Annotated in this window: 24 protein-coding genes and 1 riboswitch; of the genes, 23 read left to right on the top strand and 1 reads right to left on the bottom strand. The window is 68.6% G+C overall.

All coding sequences use genetic code 11. The features are described from left to right. Window positions 1–3 precede the first annotated feature (3 nt). The 10 genes from AC07PT_RS24030 to AC07PT_RS23985 all read left to right on the top strand — a co-directional run bounded on the left by AC07PT_RS24030 (window position 4) and on the right by AC07PT_RS23985 (window position 12,217). Window positions 4–1,785 carry an IlvD/Edd family dehydratase gene (locus AC07PT_RS24030; RefSeq protein ID WP_494658386.1) on the top strand — a complete coding sequence of 594 codons (1,782 nt, stop codon included), beginning with the start codon at window positions 4–6 and terminating at the stop codon, window positions 1,783–1,785. A gap of 19 nt (window positions 1,786–1,804) precedes the next feature. Continuing rightward, window positions 1,805–3,040 carry a fumarylacetoacetate hydrolase family protein gene (locus AC07PT_RS24025; RefSeq protein WP_494658385.1) on the top strand — a complete coding sequence of 412 codons (1,236 nt, stop codon included), beginning with the start codon at window positions 1,805–1,807 and terminating at the stop codon, window positions 3,038–3,040. Window positions 3,041–3,123: 83 nt separating this feature from the next. Beyond that, complete coding sequence (locus AC07PT_RS24020; protein WP_492350298.1) at window positions 3,124–3,741, top strand: TRAP transporter small permease; 618 nt, start codon at window positions 3,124–3,126, stop codon at window positions 3,739–3,741. Between the two features lie 47 nt (window positions 3,742–3,788). Further along, window positions 3,789–5,069, top strand: a complete 1,281-nt coding sequence (locus tag AC07PT_RS24015; protein ID WP_494658384.1) for a TRAP transporter large permease subunit — start codon at window positions 3,789–3,791, stop codon at window positions 5,067–5,069. 28 nt (window positions 5,070–5,097) lie between these two features. Next, window positions 5,098–6,507, top strand: coding sequence for an FAD-binding oxidoreductase (locus AC07PT_RS24010; RefSeq protein WP_494658383.1), 1,410 nt, complete (start codon window positions 5,098–5,100; stop codon window positions 6,505–6,507). Window positions 6,508–6,546: 39 nt separating this feature from the next. Further along, on the top strand, window positions 6,547–7,302 hold the full coding sequence (locus AC07PT_RS24005) for an SDR family oxidoreductase (protein WP_494658382.1): 756 nt from the start codon (window positions 6,547–6,549) through the stop codon (window positions 7,300–7,302). 33 nt (window positions 7,303–7,335) lie between these two features. Further along, window positions 7,336–8,199 carry a fumarylacetoacetate hydrolase family protein gene (locus AC07PT_RS24000; protein WP_494658381.1) on the top strand — a complete coding sequence of 288 codons (864 nt, stop codon included), beginning with the start codon at window positions 7,336–7,338 and terminating at the stop codon, window positions 8,197–8,199. A 97-nt stretch (window positions 8,200–8,296) separates the two neighbouring features. Then, complete coding sequence (locus AC07PT_RS23995; protein ID WP_492350293.1) at window positions 8,297–8,665, top strand: hypothetical protein; 369 nt, start codon at window positions 8,297–8,299, stop codon at window positions 8,663–8,665. Between the two features lie 35 nt (window positions 8,666–8,700). After that, window positions 8,701–10,962 (top strand): HD domain-containing phosphohydrolase, encoded by a 2,262-nt coding sequence (locus AC07PT_RS23990; protein WP_494658380.1) that lies wholly within the window; start codon window positions 8,701–8,703, stop codon window positions 10,960–10,962. Between the two features lie 88 nt (window positions 10,963–11,050). Further along, window positions 11,051–12,217, top strand: coding sequence for a GGDEF domain-containing protein (locus AC07PT_RS23985; protein WP_494658379.1), 1,167 nt, complete (start codon window positions 11,051–11,053; stop codon window positions 12,215–12,217). Window positions 12,218–12,284: 67 nt separating this feature from the next. On the opposite strand, the gene AC07PT_RS23980 is transcribed toward AC07PT_RS23985, so the two are convergent. Next, window positions 12,285–13,121, bottom strand: a complete 837-nt coding sequence (locus tag AC07PT_RS23980) for an inositol monophosphatase family protein (protein WP_492350291.1) — start codon at window positions 13,119–13,121, stop codon at window positions 12,285–12,287. Here AC07PT_RS23980 and AC07PT_RS23975 point away from each other — a divergent pair. The 13 genes from AC07PT_RS23975 (at window position 13,120) to AC07PT_RS23915 (ending at window position 23,375) form a co-directional block, all read left to right on the top strand. Then, window positions 13,120–13,266, top strand: a complete 147-nt coding sequence (locus tag AC07PT_RS23975) for a hypothetical protein (RefSeq protein ID WP_494658378.1) — start codon at window positions 13,120–13,122, stop codon at window positions 13,264–13,266. The genes AC07PT_RS23980 and AC07PT_RS23975 overlap by 2 nt on opposite strands. A 16-nt stretch (window positions 13,267–13,282) precedes the next feature. Then, a riboswitch (cobalamin riboswitch) is annotated at window positions 13,283–13,495 on the top strand. Between the two features lie 121 nt (window positions 13,496–13,616). Further along, window positions 13,617–14,294, top strand: coding sequence for an energy-coupling factor ABC transporter permease (locus tag AC07PT_RS23970; RefSeq protein ID WP_492350289.1), 678 nt, complete (start codon window positions 13,617–13,619; stop codon window positions 14,292–14,294). After that, complete coding sequence (locus tag AC07PT_RS23965) at window positions 14,291–14,647, top strand: energy-coupling factor ABC transporter substrate-binding protein (protein WP_494658377.1); 357 nt, start codon at window positions 14,291–14,293, stop codon at window positions 14,645–14,647. Before AC07PT_RS23970 ends, AC07PT_RS23965 begins: the two co-directional genes overlap by 4 nt. A gap of 6 nt (window positions 14,648–14,653) precedes the next feature. Beyond that, complete coding sequence (locus AC07PT_RS23960) at window positions 14,654–15,397, top strand: energy-coupling factor transporter transmembrane component T family protein (RefSeq protein WP_494658376.1); 744 nt, start codon at window positions 14,654–14,656, stop codon at window positions 15,395–15,397. After that, on the top strand, window positions 15,394–16,269 hold the full coding sequence (locus AC07PT_RS23955) for an energy-coupling factor ABC transporter ATP-binding protein (RefSeq protein ID WP_492350286.1): 876 nt from the start codon (window positions 15,394–15,396) through the stop codon (window positions 16,267–16,269). Before AC07PT_RS23960 ends, AC07PT_RS23955 begins: the two co-directional genes overlap by 4 nt. Beyond that, window positions 16,262–17,071 (top strand): precorrin-4 C(11)-methyltransferase, encoded by an 810-nt coding sequence (gene cobM, locus AC07PT_RS23950; protein ID WP_494658375.1) that lies wholly within the window; start codon window positions 16,262–16,264, stop codon window positions 17,069–17,071. Before AC07PT_RS23955 ends, cobM begins: the two co-directional genes overlap by 8 nt. Further along, window positions 17,068–18,024, top strand: a complete 957-nt coding sequence (locus AC07PT_RS23945) for a sirohydrochlorin chelatase (protein ID WP_494658374.1) — start codon at window positions 17,068–17,070, stop codon at window positions 18,022–18,024. Before cobM ends, AC07PT_RS23945 begins: the two co-directional genes overlap by 4 nt. Beyond that, window positions 18,021–18,704 carry a precorrin-8X methylmutase gene (locus tag AC07PT_RS23940; protein ID WP_494658373.1) on the top strand — a complete coding sequence of 228 codons (684 nt, stop codon included), beginning with the start codon at window positions 18,021–18,023 and terminating at the stop codon, window positions 18,702–18,704. The genes AC07PT_RS23945 and AC07PT_RS23940 overlap by 4 nt, the downstream gene beginning before the upstream one ends. Before the next feature lie 11 nt (window positions 18,705–18,715). Continuing rightward, a complete protein-coding gene (locus tag AC07PT_RS23935; protein WP_494658372.1) occupies window positions 18,716–19,954 on the top strand; it encodes a cobalt-precorrin-5B (C(1))-methyltransferase in 1,239 nt (412 codons plus the stop codon). Then, on the top strand, window positions 19,951–21,288 hold the full coding sequence (gene cbiE / locus AC07PT_RS23930; RefSeq protein ID WP_494658371.1) for a precorrin-6y C5,15-methyltransferase (decarboxylating) subunit CbiE: 1,338 nt from the start codon (window positions 19,951–19,953) through the stop codon (window positions 21,286–21,288). Before AC07PT_RS23935 ends, cbiE begins: the two co-directional genes overlap by 4 nt. Further along, entirely contained in the window at window positions 21,281–22,132 is an 852-nt protein-coding gene (gene cobI / locus AC07PT_RS23925; RefSeq protein WP_494658370.1) for a precorrin-2 C(20)-methyltransferase, read from the top strand. Before cbiE ends, cobI begins: the two co-directional genes overlap by 8 nt. After that, a complete protein-coding gene (locus tag AC07PT_RS23920) occupies window positions 22,129–22,929 on the top strand; it encodes a cobalamin biosynthesis central domain-containing protein (RefSeq protein ID WP_494658369.1) in 801 nt (266 codons plus the stop codon). The genes cobI and AC07PT_RS23920 overlap by 4 nt, the downstream gene beginning before the upstream one ends. Then, window positions 22,926–23,375, top strand: coding sequence for a cobalamin biosynthesis protein (locus AC07PT_RS23915; RefSeq protein ID WP_492350278.1), 450 nt, complete (start codon window positions 22,926–22,928; stop codon window positions 23,373–23,375). The genes AC07PT_RS23920 and AC07PT_RS23915 overlap by 4 nt, the downstream gene beginning before the upstream one ends.

Here is a 23,375-nt window from a genome sequence, read left to right as displayed (position 1 = left end):
GCCATGGACAAAAAGCCCCAGCGCCCCTTCCGCTCGCGTGAGTGGTTTGCCGACCCCGAACGCTCGGACATGACCGCGCTCTACCTTGAACGCTTCATGAACTACGGGCTCACGCCCGAAGAGTTGCGCTCGGGCCGCCCCATCATCGGCATCGCCCAGACCGGCAGCGACCTGTCGCCCTGCAACCGCATCCACCTGGATCTGGCCAAGCGGGTACGTGACGGCATCCGCGATGCCGGCGGCATCCCGATGGAGTTCCCGGTGCACCCGATCTTCGAGAACTGCCGCCGCCCCACGGCCGCGTTGGACCGCAACCTGGCCTACCTGGGTCTGGTCGAGACCCTGTACGGTTACCCCATCGATGCCGTGGTGCTGACCACCGGCTGTGACAAGACCACGCCGGCCGGCATCATGGCCGCCTCCACCGTGGACATTCCCGCCATCGTGCTGTCGGGTGGCCCCATGCTCGACGGTTGGCACGATGGCGAGCTGGTGGGCTCGGGCACCGTGATCTGGCGCAGCCGCCGCCAACTGGCCGCCGGTGAGATCGATGAAGAAGAGTTTCTGCAGCGCGCCTGCAGCAGTGCCCCGTCGGCCGGCCATTGCAACACCATGGGCACGGCCTCCACCATGAATGCGGTGGCCGAGGCCCTGGGCCTGTCGCTGCCAGGGTGCGCCGCCATCCCGGCGCCTTACCGCGAACGCGGCCAGATGGCCTACGAGACCGGGCGGCGCATCGTCGAGATGGCCTATGAGGACCTGCGCCCGTCACGCATCCTGAGCCGCGAGAGCTTCCTCAACGCGCTGGCAGTGGTCAGCGCGGCAGGCGGCTCCAGCAACGCCCAGGTGCACATCATGGCCATGGCGCGGCACGCCGGTGTTGAATTGCATGGCCAGGACTGGACCCAGCACGCCTATGACCTGCCCCTGCTGCTGAATATGCAGCCTGCAGGCCAGTTTCTGGGCGAGCGCTTCTTTCGTGCCGGCGGGGTGCCGGCCCTGATGTGGGAGCTGTTGCAGGCCGGCCGCCTGAATGGCGATTGCCTGAGCGTGAGCGGCCAAAACATCGCCACCAACCTGCAAGGCCGCGAAACACGCGACCGCGAGGTGATCTACCCCTTCGCCCAACCTTTGATGCAGAAGGCTGGTTTCCTGGTGCTGGCGGGCAATCTGTTTGATTTCGGCATCCTCAAGACCTCGGTGATCTCTGAGGCCTTCCGTCAGCGCTACCTGAACCAGCCCGGGCAGGAGGGCGTGTTCGAGGCCCGCGCCGTGGTGTTCGAGGGGGCTGACGATTACCACGCGCGCATCAACGACCCCGCACTCGACATCGACGAGGGCTGCATCCTGGTGATGCGTGGTGCCGGCCCCATCGGCTGGCCTGGCTCGGCCGAGGTGGTCAACATGCAGCCGCCTGATGCCCTGATCCGGCGCGGCATCAACACCCTGCCCACCTTGGGCGACGGACGCCAATCCGGCACGGCCGACAGCCCGTCCATCCTCAATGTCTCGCCCGAGAGCGCGGTGGGCGGTGGCTTGAGCTGGCTGCAAAGCGGCGACAGGCTGCGCATCGATCTCAACACCGGTCGCTGCGATGCCCTGGTGGCACCCGAAGAGATCGAGCGCCGCCGCCGCGAGCTGCCCCCGCCGCCTGTGCCCCGCAGCCAGTCGCCCTGGGAGGCGCTGTACCGCGAGAAGACCGGCCAACTCGTGGACGGTGCCACGCTGGACTTTGCGTTGGACTACCGCCGGATCTCCGAGCACACCCCGCGCCACAACCACTGACGTTTTCAAGGATTCCGCCATGAGTTCCAACACAACGTCCACCGCAGCTGCGGTGGACGGTGCGGTCACGCACGCCCAGATTCTTCCCGACGACGGCCTGGCCGGCACCCTGGTGGGGCGCATCTGGCGCCCCGCCACCCTCCCAGGCGAACTGCCGGGCCCGGCCGTGGTGGCATTGCGCCCCGAGGGCGTGTTCGACCTGAGCCGGCGCTTTCCCACCATGAGCACCTTGCTCGATGCGCCCAACCCTGCCCAGGCCGTGCGCGAGGCACCCGGTCAGCGGGTGTGCAGCGTGGCCGACCTGCTGGCCAACAGCCAGCTTGGTGCCCGTGACAGCCAGCGGCCCTGGTTGCTGGCCCCGTGCGATCTGCAGGTGATCAAGGCGGCCGGTGTGACCTTTGCCGCCAGCCTGATCGAGCGCGTGATCGAAGAGCAGGCCCGCGGTGACGCCAGCCGCGCCCAGGGCCTGCGCAGCCAGGTGGTGGGCCTGATCGGCGAGAGCCTGGCCGACATCCGGCCGGGCTCGGCCCAGGCCATGGCCCTCAAGGCCCTGCTGCAGGACAAAGGCTTGTGGTCGCAGTACCTGGAGGTGGGCATCGGCCCCGACGCCGAGGTGTTCACCAAGGCCCCGGTACTGGCCTCGGTGGGCACGGGCGAGGACATCGGCATCCGCGCCGATTCGGCCTGGAACAACCCCGAGCCCGAGGTGGTCCTGGCCGTCAACAGCCGGGGCGACATCGTGGGCGCCACACTGGGCAACGACGTCAATCTGCGCGACATCGAAGGGCGCAGCGCCCTGTTGCTGGGCAAGGCCAAGGACAACAACGCCTCCTGTGCCATCGGGCCCTTCATCCGACTGTTCGATGCCGGATTCGGCCTGGACCAGGTGCGCCAGGAGACCGTGAACCTGCGCGTGGCCGGGCCCGATGGCTTTGAGCTGCGTGGCATCAACACCATGGCCAGCATCAGCCGCGATCCGGTCGATCTGGTGGCCCAGACCCTGGCCGCCCACCAGTACCCCGACGGCTTCATGCTGTTCCTGGGCACCCTGTTTGCCCCCATCGAAGACCGGGACCAGCCGGGCGGGGGGTTCACCCACCAACTGGGCGATGTGGTCACCATCCAGAGCCGCTGGCTGGGGGCGCTGCACAACCGCGTGACGCACAGCGAAAGCGCCGCCCCCTGGCGCTTCGGCCTGCGTGCCTTCATCGCCAACCTGGCCGCCCGCGGTTTGCTGCAGGGCGGGGCGCTGTGAGTTGGGTGCTGTGAAGCTGGCCAGACGAGACGATTGAACTCAAAAACCGCCGTGGTGGCCCAGCCACCCAAGGAGACAACAACATGCTCAATACCCTCATCGACCGGTACTGCCGGTTCATCAACCTGCTCATCGCGCTGGCCCTGGCCGTCATGGTGGTGCTGGTGTTCGGCAACGTGGTGCTGCGTTACGCCTTCAATTCGGGCATTGCCATCAGCGAAGAGCTGTCGCGCTGGCTCTTCGTCTGGATCACCTTCCTGGGCGCCGTCAGCGCCATCAAGGAGAACGCCCACCTGGGCACGGACATGCTGGTCTCGCGACTGCCGGTGGCGGGCAAGAAGGTCTGCATGGTGCTGGGGCAGGTGCTGATGCTCTACATCACCTGGCTGTTCTTTCAGGGCAGCTGGCAGCAGACCGTGATCAATTGGGACGTGGAAGCCCCGGTCACCGGTGCGTCCACGGCCATCTTCTATGCCTCTGGGGTGGTGTTCTCGGTGTGTGCCGCCGGCCTCATCGTGCTGCAGCTGCTGCGCGTGCTGACCGGCCAGCTCAGCGAGGCCGAGCTGGTGATGATCAAGGAATCCGAGGAGCAGGGCGAGCTGGAGGCCCTGCAGGCCGAGCTGGCGCGTGAGAACGCGGCCGGCCACGGCGCCAGCCACTCCCCCCTGGGCGACAAGCCCCTGCCGCACGCGGGCCGCTGAGCCGGCGCGATGCAGACAAGACCAAGAACAACACCGGAGACTGAAACATGACCGTATTGATTTTTCTGGGCGGCCTGGTGGGCGCCATGGCCCTGGGCATTCCGATTGCCTACGCCTTGCTGGCCAGTGGCGTGGGCCTGATGTGGCAGCTGGACCTGTTCGACGCCCAGATCCTGGCGCAGAACTTCATCAACGGGGCCGACAGCTTTCCGCTGCTGGCCGTGCCCTTCTTCATGCTGGCGGGCGAGATCATGAACGTGGGGGGGCTGTCCCAGCGCATCGTGAACTTCGCGCTGGCCCTGGTGGGGCATGTGAAGGGGGGGCTGGGCTACGTGGTGATCCTGGCGGCCTGCCTGCTGTCGTCCCTGTCGGGCTCGGCGGTGGCCGATGCGGCGGCCCTGACGGCGCTGCTGCTGCCCATGATGGTCAAGGCCGGGCACAAGAAAGAAGTGTCGGGCGGCCTGATCGCTGCCTCAGGGGTGATCGGCCCCATCATCCCCCCCAGCATCGGTTTTGTGATCTTCGGCGTGGCCGCCAACGTGTCGATCAGCAAGCTGTTCATCGCGGGCATCTTCCCCGGCATCATGATCGGGGCCGGTCTGGCCCTCACCTGGTGGTGGGTGGGCCGCAAGGAGCAACTGGCCCTGCCCGAGAAGAAGACCCAGGCCGAGATCTGGCGCGCCGCACGCGAGTCGGTCTGGGCGCTGACGCTGCCGGTGTTCATCCTGGTGGGCCTGCGCATGGGCGTGTTCACGCCCACCGAGGCGGCCGTGGTGGCGGCGGTGTACTCGCTGTTCGTGGCCACGGTCATCTACCGCGAGCTGCCCCTGTCGGCGCTGCTGCCCATCTTCACCACGGCGGCCAAGACCACCTCGGTGGTGATGTTCCTGGTGGCGGCGGCCATGGTGTCGTCGTGGCTGATCACGGTGGCCAACCTGCCCACCCAGATGGTCGAGCTGCTCAAGCCCTTCATGGGCAACCAGACCCTGCTGCTGGTGGCCATCATGGTGCTGGTGATGCTGGTCGGCACGGCGATGGACATGACCCCCACCATCCTGATCATGACCCCGGTGCTGATGCCCGTGATCAAGGCCGCCGGCATCGACCCGATCTACTTTGGCGTGCTGTTCATCATCAACAACTCGATCGGCCTGATCACCCCGCCGGTGGGCACCATCCTGAACGTGGTGGCCGGGGTAGGGCGCATGAAGATGGACGAGGTGACCCGCGGGGTCTGGCCCTTCATGGTGGCCGAGTTTGTGGTGATGTTCATCATGGTGGCTTTCCCCCAGACCGTGCTGGCGCCGCTGCGCTGGTTCACCGCCTGAGGCCATGACCCCGCTGATGGAGATGGTCATGACCGCAGCAACCCTTCCCCCGGCCCTGATGGCCGCCCTGCAGGCCGAACTGGGGCCCCAGGCCGTGCTGGTGGGTGCCGAGGCGCCAGAGCGCAATCACAACGACTACAGCGGCCTGCAACCCAGTCGACCCCTGGCCGTGCTGCGACCGGCCGACACCGCGGGTGTGGCGGCCGCGCTGCGCCTGTGCCGCCAGCATGGGGTGGCCGTGGTCCCGCAGGGTGGCCTGACCGGCCTGTGCGGCGGCGCCCGGGCCAGCGGATCGCAGATCGCACTGTCGCTGGAGCGCCTGGTGGGCATCGAGGAGATCGATCCGGCCGCGGCCACCCTCACGGTGCGGGCGGGCACCCCGCTGGAGGCGGTGCAGCAGGCGGCGGCCGAGGCGGGCTTTTTCTGCCCGCTGGACCTGGGGGCCCGCGGCTCGTGCAGCATCGGCGGCAACCTGGCCACCAATGCCGGCGGCAACCGCGTGATCCGCTACGGCATGGCACGCGAGATGGTGCTGGGCCTGGAGGTGGTACTGGCCGATGGCACGGTGATCACCAGCCTCAACAAGATGATCAAGAACAACGCAGGCTTTGACCTCAAGCACCTGTTCATCGGCAGCGAAGGCACGCTGGGGGTGATTACCCGCGTGGTGCTGCGCCTGTACCCCAAGCCGGCCTCCACCCTGGTGGCGATGTGCGCGGTGCGCGACTACGCCGGGGTGCTCACCTTGCTGAACTCGGCGCGCCAGAACCTGGGGCCGTTGCTCTCGGCTTTCGAGGTGATGTGGCCCGAGTACTGGCAGTTCGCCACCACTCGGGTGCCTGGGGTGCGCAACCCCCTGCAGGGCGACAACAGCCCGCACGGCGCCTATGTGCTGGTCGAAGCCCTGGGCACCGATGAAGTCCACGACGCGCCACGCTTCGAGGTCTGGCTGGCCGGCCTGATGGAGACCGGCGTGCTGCCCAATGCGGCCCTGGCCCAGTCGTTGGCCGATGTGAAGGCTTTCTGGGCCGTGCGTGACGCCACGGGCGAGTTGCACCCCCAACTGCCCCACCATCTGGCCTTCGACGTCGGCCTGCCCGTGGCCCGCATGGACGACTACGTGAGCCGCTGCCGCCAGGCTTTGCAGGCGCGCATTCCCAACGCCTGCACCCTGTTCTATGGGCACGTGGGTGATGGCAACCTGCACATCATCGTGCACCAGGCGGGCGTGGCCGAACAGCCCAAGAGCCTGGTCGACGGCATTGTCTATGGGCTGGTGCGCGAGTACGGCGGCACGGTGTCGGCCGAGCACGGCATCGGCACGCTCAAGCGCGCCTGGCTGGGCCATGCGCGCAGCCCGGCCGAAATCGCCCTGATGCAATCCCTCAAACAGGCCCTGGACCCACAAGGCCTGCTCAACCCCGGCAAGGTGATCTGAACCCGGCCCCCCTCCATCCAACCCGAGGATCTGTCCCCCATGACCCAACGACTTGCAGGCAAGACCGCCTTTCTGACCGCCGCCGGCCAGGGCATCGGCCGCGCCACCGCCGTGGCCTTCGCTGCCGAGGGCGCCCGTGTGATCGCCACCGACATCAACCCCGAGGCCCTGACCTCGCTGCAGCAGCAGACCGGCTGCATCACCCGCGTACTGGACGTGACCCGAAGCGAGGCCGTGCAGGCCGCCGCGGCCGAGCTGGGCCCGGTGGACGTGCTGTTCAACGGGGCAGGCTTTGTGCACGCCGGCACCCTGCTGGACTGCACCGATGAAGAGTGGGACTTTGCGTTTGACCTCAACGTGCGCTCGCAATGGCGCACCATCCGCGCCTTCCTGCCCGGCATGCTGGCGCAGGGGCGGGGTTCCATCATCAATGTGTCGTCGGTGGCCGGCAGCATCAAGGGCGCGCCGCGCCGCTTTGTCTATGGCACCACCAAGGCCGCCGTGGTGGGGCTGACCAAGTCGGTGGCGGCCGATTTCGTGGGCCAGGGCATCCGCTGCAATGCGATCTGCCCCGGCACCGTGATGTCGCCTTCACTGCAGGAGCGCATCCAGGCCCAGGCGCAGGCCAGCGGCCAGTCGCTGGCCCAGGTCGAGGCCGGCTTTGTGGAACGCCAGCCCCTGGGCCGGTTGGGCCGGGCCGAAGAGATCGCGGCCCTGGCGGTCTACCTGGCCAGTGACGAATCGTCCTTCACCACCGGCACCGCCCAGGTCATCGATGGCGGCTGGTCGAACTGAGCTTTCTTTCACCCTTCACGCGGAACCCTGTTCATGAAATTGCTTCGCCACGGCCCCAAAGGCCAAGAGAAACCCGGCCTGCTGCACAGCGACGGCACCGTGCGTGACCTCAGCGCGGTGCTGGCCGACATCGGCCCGGCCACCTTGTCGCCCACCGGCATGGCCGCACTCGCCAGCCTCGATCCCAACACCCTGCCCGTGGTGCCCCAAGGCCGCCTGGCCGTGCCCTGGACCGGCATGCGCAAGTTCATCGCCATCGGCCTCAACTACGCCGACCACGCGGCCGAAGCCAACATGCCCATTCCGCAAGAGCCCATCGTCTTCACCAAGACCGTGGACAGCGCGGTGGGCTGCCACCACCCCGTGGTGCTGCCCCAGGGCTCGGTCAAGTCCGACTGGGAGGTGGAACTGGGCGTGGTGATCGGCAGCCGCGCCCGCTACGTCAGCGAAGCGGATGCACTGGAGCATGTGGCCGGCTACTGCACCATCAACGACATCTCCGAGCGCGAATACCAACTGGAGCGCGGCGGCACCTGGGACAAGGGCAAGGGCTGTGACACTTTCGGCCCCATCGGCCCCTGGCTGGTCAGTGCCGACGAGGTGGGCGATCCGCAAGACCTGGCCCTGTGGCTGGATGTGAACGGCCAGCGCCAGCAGACCGGCCACACCCGCACCATGATCTTCACCGTGGCCCAGTTGGTCAGCTACCTGAGCCGCTTCATGACCCTGGAGCCCGGCGACCTGATCACCACCGGCACCCCACCCGGCGTGGGCATGGGCAAAAAGCCGGCCCCGCAGTTCCTGCGCCCGGGGGATGTGATGACGCTGGGCATCGAGAAACTCGGCACGCAGCAGCAGACGGTGTTTGCCTGGGATCCGGCGCTGATCGACGGTTGAAGGGCGGGGGCGCCTGCCCCTTGTCCGTTCATGGTCAAATAGCGACCGACGGGCGAATTTATGGCGTCCAGACGATCAGATTTGCAGTTTCCAGACCATGCCCTACGAAATCATCCGCGAACCCCAAGGTATCCACAAACGTTTCTGGGGCATCGTCACGGCTGAAGAATTTCTGTCGTCCGTGGGCCAGTTCCACAGCGACCCGCGCTTCGAGAACATCCGCTACACCATCAACGATTTTTCGGAGACCGAGGCCTTCACCATGGGCGAGGGCGGCATTGTGGACACGGCTGCCATCAACATCGGGGCCACCTTCGTGAATCCCAAATACCGCATCCTGGCCGTCACCGTGGACCCGGTGATCATCGCCATGGCCCGAAAGTACGACCAGATCACCCAAATGCCGCCGATCCTGCTGTTTGCGACCCTGGCCGAAGCGAGGGAGTGGGTTCGGGCGTCGGCCTGAAACGGGGCCCCGGCCGGCTGGCCGGAGCACTTCGAATGCCCTGCTGGGCGTACTGCCTGTCAAAGACCGGAGGCTTGTCGATGGTGTCGCCGATTGCTTCGCTCAGTGTCCGTTGGCGTTTTCTGGTTCTGTTGCTGTGCACCTGTGGTGCTTTCCTGTTCGCGTCGGCTTATCGGGCCATGGAGCGCCGATCTGCCGACATCGCGGCGGCCATGGCGCAGCAGGGTGTGCTGTCCTCGGCCATGGCCGACCGGCAAAGGTTGGGGTTTGACAACACCCGGCGTCTGCTGGCCCTGCTGACCCAGGCGGTGGACCTGGCCGGTCTGATCAACGATCCCCAGTGTGATCGCCGGCTGGCAGGCCTGGTGTCCCAAGACCCGCAGTTGGCCAATGTGTTCATGGCAATGCCGAATGGCGATACCCGCTGCCACCTGGTGCGAGGGGCCAAGGCGCTCAACATCGCCGATCGTTCCTTCATGCCGCGGGCCCTGGCGCAAGACGATCCCGTGGTCGGGGCCGCTCAAATCGGAGGCTTCACCGGCAAGCATGTGCTGCCCGTGGCTCAGCGCATCCGGGATGCCGAGGGCCGGGTGCAGGGCGTGATCGTGGTGGCCATGGACCTGAGCTGGGTGACCCACGAGGCGTCTGGTGCTCGGGCGCCCGGCCAGTCGATTTCGGGCCTGGTCGATGCCCACGGCTGGGTCATCACGCGCCGGCTCGGCCCGGTCCCGCAGGCCGACACCGAGGTGTTCGACCCAGCGGCTTTCGAGCAGGTGCGCCAGCAAGGCCTGGGTGTGGCGGTTAGCCTGGTGTTCCAGGATGGGGTCAGGCGCCTGGTCACCCTGTACCGGTTTGCCGACACTCTGGCCGGCCCGATCTATTTCTATGTGGCCGAGAGCGAGTCGGCGATCACCGCGGCGGCCGACCGGCAGATGACGACCGATATCGCCCTGATGGCCCTGTGGGTGGCCTGCGCGTTTGCCCTGGTCTGGTGGGGTGGCGAGCATTGGCTGATGCGACCCTTGCGCCGCATCGTGGCCGCGGCACGGGAGCTGGGTGCCGGCAACCATCTGGCGCGCACGGGGTTGGCGCCCCGCTCGGACGAGATGGGCACGCTTGCTTCGGCCTTTGATCACATGGCGGAGGCCCTGGCCTCGAACAACGACGTGGTGCGCCTGAACCGGGCCTTGCAGTTGCTCAGCAAGTCCAATCAGGCGGTGGTGCACGGTCAGCAAGAGGACGCCTTGCTCGACGAGGTCTGCCGCATTGCCGTGCAGGTGGGTGGATACCGGCTCGCCTGGGTCGGCTTTGCTGAACACGATGCGCACCAGTCCGTCAGCCAGATTGCCCAGTTCGGTGTGAACGACGGCTACCTGAAGGCCGCCCAGATCAGTTGGGGGGACAACGCGCTGGGGCAGGGGCCCACGGGCATGGCGATCCGCCTGGGACAGGCGCAGATCAACCGCGATTTCAGCACTGAAAAGAAGATGGCACCCTGGCGTGTGGCCGCTCTGGCCCACGGCTTTCGCTCCAGCGCTGCGTTTCCGCTGATGGTCGACGGGCGCACTCTGGGGGCGCTGACCATCTACTCGGCCGCCCCCGACGCCTTCAACGAGAAGGAAGTGGTCTTGCTGGGGGAACTGGCGGATGACCTGGCCTTTGGCATCCATTCGCGCCGAGTGCAGCAGGCCCATGTGCAGACCCTGCGCCATCTGGAGCACGTGTTGGAGGCCACGGTGCAGGCAGTCGCTACCACGGTGGAGTTTCGCGACCCCTACACCGCCGGTCACCAACGCCGTGTGGCCTCGCTGGCCGTGGCCATGGCGCGCCGCATGGGTCTGTCGGAGCACGAGGTGCAGGGTATCCACCTGGCCGGTATCGTGCACGACATCGGCAAGATCCAGGTGCCGGAGGCGATTCTGACCAAACCCGGGCGCCTCACCGAGGAGGAGTACCAGGTGTTGCGGCGCCATCCGCAGGCCGGTCACGACATCCTCAAGGACATCGTGTTTCCCTGGCCGATTGCCGACATGGTGTTGCAGCACCATGAAAGGCTGGATGGCAGCGGCTACCCGCAGGGCCTGCATCAGGACCAGATCATCCTCGGCGCCCGCATCCTGGCCGTGGCCGACGTGGTCGAGGCCATGTGCCTGGACCGTCCCTACCGGGTGGGCCTGGGGCTGGAGGCGGCCCTGGCCGAAATACAACGCGGGCGCGGCCGGATCTATGACCCCCAGGCCGCTGATATCTGCGTTGAACTGCTGAGCCATGGCGGGTTTTCCTTCGAGGCCGCCTGAGCCGATCAGGTGCTGGTGGCCTGTTGCGGCGCAGGCCGGCGCACCCGGTTTCGGTGTAGAGTCAATTTCAAACACGGACGTCTGATTCATGACCTTGCATCTGCCGACCTTGCTCATGGCGCTCACCCTGGCCAGTGGCGTGCTTGCCGGTGCCGTGCTGGCCGTGGCCTGGGGCAGCCGCCTGCACAGGGGCCTGTCGCTTTGGGGCCTGGGCCTGGTCGTGAATGCCCTGTCCTACCCGGCGTTCGGTCTGCGAGACGCGGGCTGGCCAGGCCTGTCCATCGTGTTGACCAATGCCTTGACAGCGCTCAGCCTGGTCATCCACACCCTGGCGCTGATGGCCTTCCAGCGGGGCCGTTGCGACACCTTGCCGCGCTGGGTGGTGTGGTTGCCGGCGGGGCTGAACATGGTCGCGGCCGTGGCTTTGCTGCATGACGATCGTTGGCGTAACGTGTGGGTGGCGGGCCTGCAGGCCGCCTTGGCGCTCGTGTTGCTGTCGCAGGCCTGGGCGCCCGGCCTGCATGGGCGCCGCCTCACGGGCCGCTGGGTGGTGATCGTGGGGGCATCGCTGCTCTTCGTCACGCTGGTGGCGCGCACGGGCTCGATGCTCGGCGCCTCGGATTGGGACATCCAGTTCAACGTACCGACCCAGGTGCAGGTGGTCACCTACTTTGCCGTTCTGGCGGTGTTGCTGCTCAACAGCATGGGCTTTGTCCTGATGCAGATGGAGCATGCCGTCAGCCAGCAGCATGAGCTGGCCAGCCACGATCGCCTGACCGGTCTTTACAACCGCCTTGCCCTGATGGAGCTCATGGACCACCACCTGGCCCTGGCCCGGCGGCGTCACAGTCCTCTGGCCCTGCTGATGCTCGACATCGATCATTTCAAGGTTGTCAACGATCAGCATGGCCACCTGGTGGGTGACGAGGTGCTGCGCCAGGTGGCGCAGCGGGCCCAGACCCGCTTGCGCAGTGCCGACATGCTGGCGCGTTTTGGCGGTGAAGAGTTTCTGGCCCTGTTGCCCGCCACCACGATCGAGGGCGCCCGGGCGGTGGCTGAGGACATCCGTCGTGCCGTGGGCGATCTGGCCATGGTGGTCAATGGGGTGAGCATCCCGGTGACGATCAGTATCGGCGTGCATGCCAGCATACCCACCGAAGGCCCGACCGCCGCCGAATCGATGATCGATCGCAGTGACCAGGCTCTCTACCAGGCCAAGCACCAGGGGCGCAATCGGGTGGTGGCGCTGGCCTGAGGGCCGCAAGCCAGCGCCTGGTTTGGCCGCTGCGCGGGTCTGGCAATGGCCTGACCCCGCGATCACGCTACAAGGGCGCACCCAGCAGGGCGTCCCTGATGAGTTCCCAGGCGTGTCGATCGGTGGCCAGGATCAGACCGCCGCTGGTGTGTGTTGGCAGGTAAGGGCTGCCATCGAACCGGGCGCTGTACCCGCCCGCCTCGTGGTGCAACAGCCAGCCCGCCGCATGGTCCCAAGGCATGAGCCTGTTGTAGACCAGCAGGTGGCAATGGCCGTCCGCAATCATTCGATACTCGTGAGCAGCGCACCGCAACCAGAAATTGAGTGCCAGACGAGACAGGTTCCGTGCCACGGTCGTTCGCAGGGGTTCGGGCAGGAAATTGGTCCCGACCACGCCTTGCATCTCGGCCAGGGGCACGGTCTCGGCGACCTTGAGCGAGGTCGGCGGCCGCCCCGGCCCTTGCTTCCAGGCCCCTTCTCCGCGCACCGCGAATGAGGTGTCCTGGCAGACCGGGTCATGGATGACCCCCATCACCACCTCACCCCGCACCGTCGCAGCCACCATGACCCCAAACAGCGGCAGGCCCGACGCAAAATTCTTCGTTCCGTCAATCGGGTCGATGATGAACGCCAGGTCGGCAGTCGCCATTTGGGTCAGCAAACCCGGATCCCGCCCCGTGGCCTCTTCTCCGACGATCAATGCCGAGGGGTAGGCCTTGCGCAGGCGCGCCGTGATCTCACGTTCGGCCGCCTCATCAGCGTCCGTCACGATGTCGAAGGCCGACGTTTTTTCGCGAACCCGGTTCGACTGCGTGCCAGAGAACCTTGGCATGATCTCGGTGCGCGCCACGTCGGCCAGGATCTCGCCGATGTGCTCGGCTTGGGCGCGGCTGATTGATTTCATGGCCGCAGTCTACCTGCCGCCTGCACTTGCTGACGCCAGCGGCGGCCCCCCTGGCGCCAAGGTGCGACTGGCACATGGCGAAGTCCTGTCGGCGCACCTGCGCCCCTTCCCGGGCCTTGAAATCGATTTTCGAGTGGCCTCATGATCTGCGGGTTTCTGCAGTTAAGATCGCCGCTTCGGGTGCGTGACCTCTTCAGGGGGCACGTTAAACGGGAAGCCGGTGACGCCGCACAACAACCCTGTGTGGCCATTCCGGCGCAGCCCCCGCTGCTGTAAGCCAGACGACTCCGCCAACACACCACTGTGCATGACACGGGAAGGTGCGGAGAAGGATGAAGGCGAGCCAGAATACCGGCCCGAAAAAGCGCCAGCACCATTCCCCGGGGTGACGGGAAGATTGCAGCCAACATGCCCCGGCTCGCCTGCGGGCGTCTGGCCGCCTTTTTCATCCTCCGCGTGGTGCCTTGACAGGAACCATTCGACGGGAGGATTCGAATGCACATCATGGAAGGCTTTTTGCCGCCAGCGCACGCGCTGGGCTGGTCAGCCGCCTCTTTACCCTTTGTGATCTGGGGCCTGCGCTCCATGCAGCGCAGCGTGCAGGCGCAGCCCGAGCAGCGCATGCTGCTGGGCGTGAGCGCGGCCTTTGCCTTTTTGTTGTCGGCACTCAAGCTGCCTTCGGTCACCGGTAGTTGCTCGCACCCCACTGGGGTGGGCCTGGGCGCCATGCTGTTCGGGCCGGCAGCGATGGTGCCGATTGCGCTGGTGGTGCTGCTGTTCCAGGCCTTGCTGCTGGCCCACGGCGGCCTCACCACGCTGGGGGCCAATCTGTTCTCGATGGGCATCGTGGGGCCGCTGGTGTCTTACGGCGTGTTCCGGCTGGCCCGCGCCTGCGGCCTGGGGCGTTCGGGTGCGGTGTTTGGCGCCGCCTGCCTGGGGGACCTGGCCACCTACCTGTGCACCTCGGTGCAACTGGCTTGGGCCTTTCCCGACGCGGTCGGCGGCATGGCCGCCTCGCTGCTCAAGTTCGGCGGCATCTTCGCGCTCACGCAGATCCCGTTGGCCATCAGCGAAGGCTTGCTCACTGTGCTGGTGGTCAATGCCATGGCCCGCTTCAATGCGGCAGAGCTGCAGGGCCTGCCCTTGTTTACCCGGCGCGGGGTGGAAGCATGAGCCGTCGCAACCTGATGCTGCTGGCCGGTGTGGTGCTGCTCACCGCCTTGCCGCTGTGCTGGGTGGCCCAGCCCAACGATGCGGCGGCGCTGGCCGAGCACTTTGGCGGGGCCGACGCCCAAGCCCAGCAGGCCATTGCGCAACTGGCGCCGCATTACCAGCCCTGGTTCAGCCCGGTGCTTGAGCCGGCCAGCAACGAGATCGCCTCGCTGCTGTTTGCGCTGCAGGCCGCATTGGGCGCCGGGGTGATCGGGTTCTGGTTGGGGCTGTCCGTGGCGCGTGAGCGTGCTGCACGGCAGATCCAGCCCCCGGCCCATGATCGCCCGGCAGACCCTGCACTCCCCAAGCCCTGATCCGCCATGTTGATTGAACATTGGGCCTACGCCAACCGCTGGCGGGGCGTGTCGCCGGCCGCAAAGGGCTTGTGGGCGCTGGCCGGTCTGGCTGCCGCCCAGGGCGCGGCCACGCCCGGGCGGGCCCTGGGCTGCACGGCGGCCCTGGTCACTGCGTGCCTGCTTGGGGCTGGCGTGTCCTGGCGTGCCTATCTGCGCGCGGCCTGGGCACCGCTGGGCTTTCTGGGCCTGTCGGCCGCATCGATGGCGGTGTCGCTGGGCTGGAATGGCCCTGGGCTGCCTGCCTTGCAACTGGCGCCCGACGCCCTGGCCTTGTCGGCCCGCACCAGTGCGCGGGCGCTGGCCTCGCTGGCGGCCTTGCTGGGCCTGACGCTGACCACGCCGCTGCCCGATCTGATGGCCCTGCTGCGCCGCCTGCGGGTGCCGGCCTTGCTGCTGGAGCTGATGGTGCTGTGCCACCGCCTGCTGTTTGTGGCCCTGGCGCTGTTCCATGAGGCCAGCCGTGCCCAGCGTGCCCGCCTCGGTTACGCGAGTCGGGCCCAGGCCGTGCGCTCGATCGCCTTGTTGCTGGGCCACCAGGCCGTGCAACTGTGGCAGCGCGCCCGGGTGCTGCAGGCCAGCGCCGAGGCGCGCTGCGGCGGGGCTGGGCTGCGTTTTCTGCCGCCGGTCTATCCTCATGCGCGGCGCGATGTCGGGCTGGCGGCGTTCGCCTCGCTGGGCCTGTTGGTGGCGACCTGGGGCCTGCCATGAGGACGGCATGGCCTGTCTTTGAACTGCAGGGCGTGGGCTTCCGTTACCCCGACGGCCCGCAGGGCCTGCACGACTGCAGCCTGCGCCTGGCCCGTGGGCGCCGCCATGCGCTGCTGGGCGCCAATGGCGCCGGCAAGACCACCTTGCTGCAGCAACTCAATGGGCTGCTGCGGCCCAGTGCGGGCCAGATCGTGTTCGATGGCCAGCCGCTGGACGCCAGCCGTGCCGGCCTTCGCGCGTTGCGCCAGCGCGTGGGGCTGGTGTTCCAGAACCCCGAGCACCAGCTGTTCTCGGCCCAGGTGTTTGAAGACGTGTCGTATGGCCCGCTCAACCTGGGGCTGGACGAGGCCACGGTGCGCGAGCGCGTGCGCGCTGCCCTGGCCGATGTGGGCCTCAGCGAGCAGGCGCTGGCACCCGTGCACCAGCTCAGCTTTGGCCAGAAGAAACGCGTGTGCCTGGCCGGCGTGCTGGCCATGCAGCCTGAGGTGTTGTTGCTCGACGAGCCCATGGCCGGCCTGGACGCCCCGATGCAGTTGGCGCTGACCACCTTGCTCGACGGCCTGGTGGCGCGCGGCGTGACCGTGCTGCTGTCCACCCACGACATCGACTTTGCCTACGCCTGGGCCGACCACCTGCATCTGATGCAGGCCGGCCGCTGCACCGCTTCGCTGCCCGCCACCGAGCTGCCGGGGCAGGCGGCAGGCTGGCGCCGCCTGGGCCAGCCCTTGCCCCGCGTGCTCGAGTTGCACCAGGCCCTGCAAGGCCGGGGCCTGCTGCCCGAGACCGACCCACCCCGCAGCCACGAAGCGCTGCTCGGCCTGCTGCGGCAGGCCGCCTCTTGTGATCTGGTGACCTCGAATGCCCATGACTGAAGCCCCACTGCCCGCATCGCGACCCTTGGGCAAGGTCTGGTTTGTGGGGGCCGGCCCGGGCGACCCCGAGCTGATCACCCTCAAGGGCCAGCGTCTGCTGGCCCAGGCCGGGGCCGTGCTGTTTGCCGGCTCGCTGGTCGACCAGGCCGTCACCCTGTATGCGCCCGCGGGCTGCCTGGTGCGCGACTCCAAGGACATGACCTTGGAGCAGATGAGCGACTGGCTGTCCGAGCAGGCCGCTCGCCATGCCACCGTGGTGCGCCTGCAGACCGGCGACCCCAGCTTGTACGGTGCCTTGATCGAGATGACCCGGCCGCTCACCGCGCTCGGCATCGGCTGGGCCGTGGTGCCCGGTGTGTCGTCGGCCATGGCGGCGATGGCGGCCGCCGGCGAGGCCATGACCTTGCCCGAGGTCACGCAGACCGTGATCCTGACCCGGGTCGAAGGCCGCACTCCCATGCCCGAGGGCGAAGACCTGGCTGCGCTGGCCGCGCACCGCAGCACGCTGTGCATCTTTCTGTCGATCACCCTGATGCACAAGATCGAAGCTGGCCTGCGGGCCGCCGGCTGGCCCGAGGACGCCCCCATGCTGGTGGTGCACAAGGCCAGCTGGCCGGGCCAGGAGCGCATCGTGCGCGGCACCCTGGCCGACATCAAGCAGCGCTGCCGCGAGGCCGGCATCGTCAGCCAGGCCATGGTGGTGGCCAGCCCCACGCTGGGCGCCGCCGACTGGGAGACGCTGGCCCGCTCCAAGCTTTACGACCCCACCTTCACCCACCGCTTTCGAAAGGCCACGGCATGAACAAGCTCACTACCATCACCTCAGAGGACACCGTGCTGTTGGTCGGCCACGGCTCGCGAGAGGCCGCCGGCAACACCGAGATCCTCGACTTCGTGGCCCAGTGGCGCGCGCGCCGACCGCAGTGGCGCATCGAGGTGTGCTTCATCGAGTTTGCCTCGCCCTCGCTGCACGACGGCCTGCTGAGTGCCGCGCAAAGCGGGCGCCGGGTGCTGGTGCTGCCGCTGATCCTGAACGCCGCCGGCCATGTGAAGATGGAGATCCCCGAGGCCATCGAGCACACCCGTGCCCACTGCCCCGGCAGCCAGATTTTGCTGGCGCCCCACCTCACGGCCTGTGACCCCATCCTGGCCATCCTCAAGCGGCGCCTGCGACAGGCCATGCTGGGCCTGGACATGCCCGACCCGCGCAGCACCGGCGTGATCGTGCTGGGGCGGGGCTCGTCCGACCGGGGCGCCAATGGCGACATGGCCAAGATGGCGCGCTGGCTGCTGGAGGAGGGCGACCACGAACTGGTCGACCTGGCCTTCACCGGCATCACCTGGCCGCGACTGGAGCGCGTGGTGCAACGCCAGGTGCTGCTGGGCATGGGGCAGATCGTGGTGTTGCCCTACTACCTGTACACCGGCACGCTGATGGAGCGCATCCACCGACAGGTGCAGCACCTGCGTGGCCAGTACCCGCAGCTGCGCCTGGCCTGCAGCACGCACTTCGGCTTCGAGCCCGAGATTTTCGAGCTGCTGGAGCAGCGCGCCCTCGATCTGCTGGCCGGCACCCCCGACAGCCGCCTGCCCTGCGACGGCTGCAGCTACCGCGAGATCGCGCACGACATGGGCCATGGGCATTCGCATGAGCACACCCATGCACCGGCGCCCGTTCATGTTCACGCCCACGCGCCCGAAGCCACAGCACCGGCCGCAAACGCAGCACAGGCCCCACAGGCCCAACCCGCATGAGCACCGTCAACACCGTCACCGAGCAGCTCACCCGCGCCGGCCAGGCCATCGAGCACGACAGCTTTGCCATCATCGACGCCGAGGTGGGCCCACACGCGTACGACCCGGGCCAGTGGCCCATCGTGCGCCGCATGATCCACGCGAATGCCGATTTTGAGTTCAACGGCCTGACCGACTTCCACCCCGGCGCGGTGGAGGCCGGCCTGCAGGCCATGCTGCGCGGCGGCACGCCCGTGGTGGCCGATGTCGAGATGATCTGCTCGGGCCTCTCGCAGCCGCGCCTGGCCCACTTTGGCATGCGCACCCACCAGTTCATCAGCGATGCGGACGTGATCGAGGCGGCCCGCGCCCAGGACACCACCCGCGCCGTGCAGGCCATGCGCAAGGCGCATCGCCAGGGCCTGCTGCAGGGCGCCATCGTGGGCATCGGCAACGCGCCCACCGCGCTGATCGAGCTGGTGCGCCTGATCCGCGAGGAGGGCGTTCGCCCGGCCCTGGTGGTGGGCATGCCGGTGGGCTTTGTGGCGGCGGCCGAATCGAAAGACCTGATGGCTGAGCTGATCGAGGTGCCCTGGATCGTGATCCGGGGCCGCAAGGGCGGCTCGACCCTGGTGGTGGCGGCCCTGCACGCCCTGCTGGCGCTGGCCGAGGCGCGTCAGAAAGCCGCCGGGGCCGCGTGATGGCAGCAAAGATGGACAGCAAAATGGAGGGCAAGGGCACCCCGCCCCGCGGCACCCGCACCGGCTTCACCACCGGCGCCTGCGCTGCGGCCGCGGCCCGCGCCGCCGTGCAAGGCCTGTTGAGCGGCCAGGTGCCCGACGCGGTGGAAAGCCTGCTGCCCAATGGCGACCGGGTGCGCTTTGCGGTGCACGACGGCCGCTGCGACCCGGTCAGCGCTCACGCCATGGTGGTCAAGTTTGCTGGCGATGACCCCGACTGCACCGATGGCGCCCACCTCACGGTGGACCTGCGCGTGCTGCCCGGCCAGGCCGGTGTGCTGAACTGGCGCGCCGGCGAGGGCGTGGGCACGGTCACCTTGCCGGGCCTGGGCCTGGAGGTGGGCGGCCCGGCCATCAACCCGGTGCCGCGCCAGAACATCGCCGACAACCTGCGCGAGGTGGCCCCGGCGCTGCTGGCCGAGCATGGGCTGGAGGTGTGCATCAGCGTGCCCGGTGGGCAGGAGATGGCCAAGAAGACCACCAATGCCCGCCTGGGCATCCTGGGCGGCATCAGCATCCTGGGCACCACCGGCATCGTGCGGCCGTACTCCACCGCCGCCTGGCGTGCCAGCGTGGTGCAGGGCGTGCAGGTGGCGGCCACGCTGGGCCACGGCGTGGTGGCGCTGACCACGGGCGGCCGCACCGAATCGTTTGCCATGGCCACCCTGCGCGCCGAGCAGCCCGGCCTGCCCGCCGCCAGCTTTGTGCAGATGGGCGACTTTCTGCGCTATGCGCTTGACGAGGCGGTGGCCCAGGGCCTGCCGCTGGTGGTGTTGGGCGTGATGGTGGGCAAGCTCACCAAGATCGCCCAGGGCGAAACCATCACCCATGCCAACCGCAACGTGGTCGACACCGAGCTGGTGGCGCAGATCGGCCGCCAGATCGGTGCCAGCGAGGCCGACTGCCAAGCCATGGCCCAGGCCGAGACTGCCCGCTTCGGCGCCGAACTGATGGTGGAGCGTGGCCTGGGCCCCGCCTTCCATCAGGCCCTGGCCCAGGCGGCCATCGACACCCTGACCGACCCGCAGCGCTATGGCCGCGCCTTTCAGCTGCGCGTGCTGGTGTGCGACTTTGCCGGGCAACTGGTGGCTGATGTGCTCTCGCCCCCGGCGCTGCCCCCGTCTGAGAGACCGGCCCTTCCGGCCCGGGCCCTTCTGCTCGACACCGACAAAGACAACGACACCGACACCAACGAGGACCCCGCTCCGTGACCCCCGAGAAAGACCCCAACCCCTGCCGCGTGATCGGTGTGCTCGATGACGGCGTGGCCAGCCTCAGCGCCACCGCGCTGGCCCATCTGCGCACCGCCGATGTGGTGATCGGCGGGGCCCGCACCCTGGCCCTGCTGCGCCACGAGTTCAAGCCCCAGGCCCGGCTGCACGATCTGGGCGGCCAGCTCAAGGCCGTGCCCGGCTGGGTGCGCGCGGCCCGCGAGGCCCACCTGGCCTGCGTGGTGCTGGCCACCGGCGACCCGCTGTGCCACGGCATCGCGCCCTATCTGGCGCAGCACCTGTGCGTGCAGGCACTCGACATCCTGCCCAACCTGTCGACCCTGCAACTGGCCTGCGCCCGCATCGGCCTGGCCTGGCAGGACGCCCGCATTGTCTCGGTGCACGGCACGGACGCCGGCGAGTGGGCAGTGGGCAGCCCGCCCGGCCACGGCCTGTACGCGCTGGCCCAGGCCTTGCGCGGCGAGCGCCGCCTGCTGGTGCTGACCAGCCCGGCCAACAGCCCCGACCGCATCGCCCGCCTGTTGCTGGCCGAGGGCCTGGGCGACGACTACCAGATGGCCGTGGCCGAGAACCTGCTGCAGGCCGAAGAGCGCCTGCACACCGAGCTCAGCCCGGCCCAGGCCGCCACCCTGCGCTTTGCCGAGCTCAATGTGGTGCTGCTGTGGCGCTTGCGGGCCGCGCCCCAGCCCCCATGCCTGGGCCTGCCCGACAGCGCCTATGAGCAGCGCCAGCCCGACAAGGGCCTGATCACCAAGCAGGAGGTGCGCGCCGTCAGCCTGGCCCGCCTGCAATTGCGACCCGCCAGCAGGGTGTGGGACATCGGGGCCGGCTCGGGCTCGGTGGGGCTGGAGGCGGCGCGCCTGTGCCGGCGCGGCCATGTGTGGTCCATCGAGAAGAACGAGGCCGACCATGCCATTGCCAGCCGCAACCACGCCCGCGCCGGCCTGAGCAACTACAGCCTGCAGCTGGGCCGCGCCCCCGAGGGCCTGGCCGACTGGCCCGACCCCGATGCGGTGTTCATCGGTGGCTCGGGCGGCGAGCTGGCCGAGCTGATCACCCTGGTGCTGCAGCGCCTGCGCCCGGGCGGCCACCTGGTGATGAACTTCGTGACCCTGGAGAACCTGGCCAGCGCCACCGCGGCCTTGCAGGCCGCAAGCACCCAGGCCGCCCCCGGCACCCTGAGTTGGGACGTGCTGCAACTCCAGGCCGCGCGCAGCAAACCCATTCTGCACATGCACCGCATGGCCGCCGAGAACCCGGTGTGGCTGGTCTGCGCCCGGCGTGCCCACCCTGAGGAAGCCTTCCATGACTGAGCCCACGAGTTTGCCGTCTGCCGCATCGACCGCGGAGCCTCGGCGCGGCACCCTGTGGGGTGTCTCGCTGGGCCCCGGTGACCCGGGCCAGATCACCCGTGCCGCCTGGGCCGCCCTGCAGCGCCGCGACGTGGCCTGGGCCTACCCGGCCCGCAGCGGCAAAACCCCCAGCTACGCGCTCGACATCGCCACCCGCGCAGGCCTGAAGCCCCCCGAGCAGCACAGCCTGCTGCTGTTTCCGATGACCCACGACGGCGAGAAGCTGGCCCGCGCCTGGCTCAAGGCCGCGCAAGCCCTGCTGCCCTGGCTGCAGGCTGGGCGCGATGTGCTGTTTCTGGTGGAGGGCGACGCCAGCACCTATGCCACCTTTGGCCACCTGGCCCGCACCCTGAAGGCGCTGGACGCCGAAGTGCCGGTGCAGGTGCTGCCCGGCGTCAACTCGTTCACCGCGGCCAGCGCCCGGGCTGGGGTGCCCTTTGCCGAGCAGGACGACACCGTGGCCATCGTGCCCGCCGCCTACGGCCTGAGCGCGGTCGATCGCCTGCTGCCCGACTTCGACACCCTGGTGCTCATGAAGATCAAGCCCCTGCTCGACGAGCTGCTCGACTGGCTGCAGCGCCGCGGCCTGCTGGAAGGCGCGCATTTCATCGAGCGCGTGGGCGCGCCCGACGAGCGCCGGGTGTCTGGCATCGACCTGCTGGCCTTGCGCGGTACCCGGGTCAGCTACCTGTCGCTGCTGCTGATCAAAAACCCCGGCCGCGTGCGCGGCGAGCGCATCAAGGGCTGCCTCAAGAAGAGTGCCCCGCCCGCATCGGCCACCCCCTCATTGCTGGAGCACCCATGATCGAACCCACCCCAAGCGCCCAGCCCCCCGTGGTGCTGTCAGCCCCGGCCAAGGCCGCCGAAGACGTGCACGTGTGCCTGGTGGCCATCACCCGCCACGGCGCCAGCCAGGCGGCCCGTCTGGCGCAGGCCCTGCCGCAGGCCGACATCTGCACCTCGGCCAAGTTTGCCGCGCAGTTTGCCGGCCTGCCCAACCGGGTGCACGCCTACGAGGGCGCGCTGCGCGACGAGATCGGCCCCCTGTTCGAGGGCTGGGACCAGCTGGTGTTCTTTGTCTCGCTGGGCGCCGTGGTGCGCCTGATCGCGCCGCACCTGCGCAGCAAGGACGAAGACCCCGGCGTGATCGTGGTGGACGATGCCGGCCAGTACGTGATCCCGGTGCTGTCGGGCCATGTGGGCGGCGCCAACGAATGGAGCGAGCGCGTGGCCGAGGCCTTGCAGGCCCGCCCCGTGCTCACCACCGCCTCCGACGTGGGCCGCACCCTGCCGGTCGACATCCTGGGCCGGCACCTGGGCTGGCGCGTGGAGGCGCCCAAGATCAACATCACCCGCGTGTCGGCCCATGTGGTCAATGGCGAGCCCATCGCCTTCGTGCAAGAGGCCGGACGCCCCGACTGGTGGACCCGGCCCACGCCGCTGCCCGCCAACATCCATTGCTTCAGCCAGTTCGACGCGGTGGACCTGAGCCGCTTTGCCGCCGTGCTGTGGGTCACCCATGCCGAGGTGGACGAGGCACGCTGGGCCCAACTGAGCGAGCGCCTGGTGGTGTACCGGCCACCGCTGGAGGCGAGTGCATGAACCCCTCCGGACACCACGCCAGACACCGTCCCACCGTGGCGCTGGGCCTGGGTTGCGACCGGGGCTGCAGCCTGGCCACGCTGCGCCAGGCGGTGGAGCAGGCCCTGGCCCAGGCCGGCGCCGGCTGGGCCGATGTGCAGGCCGCCGCCAGCATCACCCTCAAGGCCGACGAGGCTGGCCTGCTGGCGCTGGCGGCCGAGCAGGGCTGGGCGCTGCGCTTCCACCCACCCGAGGTGCTGGCGGCCGTGCCCGTGCCCAACCCTTCGGAGACCGTGCGCCACTACACCGGCACCCCCTCGGTCAGCGAGGCAGCCGCCTTGCTGGCCGCCGGCTGGCCCGGCCCGCCCGCGCCGGCCCTGCTGCTGGAAAAGCACAAGCACTGCGGCCCCGACGGTCGCAACGCCACCGTGTCGGTGGCGCTCATGAACCCCACCCCTGAAGGCTGA

Source organism: Curvibacter sp. GW821-FHT09D12, assembly GCF_059416245.1.
This window is presented reverse-complemented; position numbering and strand designations above follow the sequence as displayed.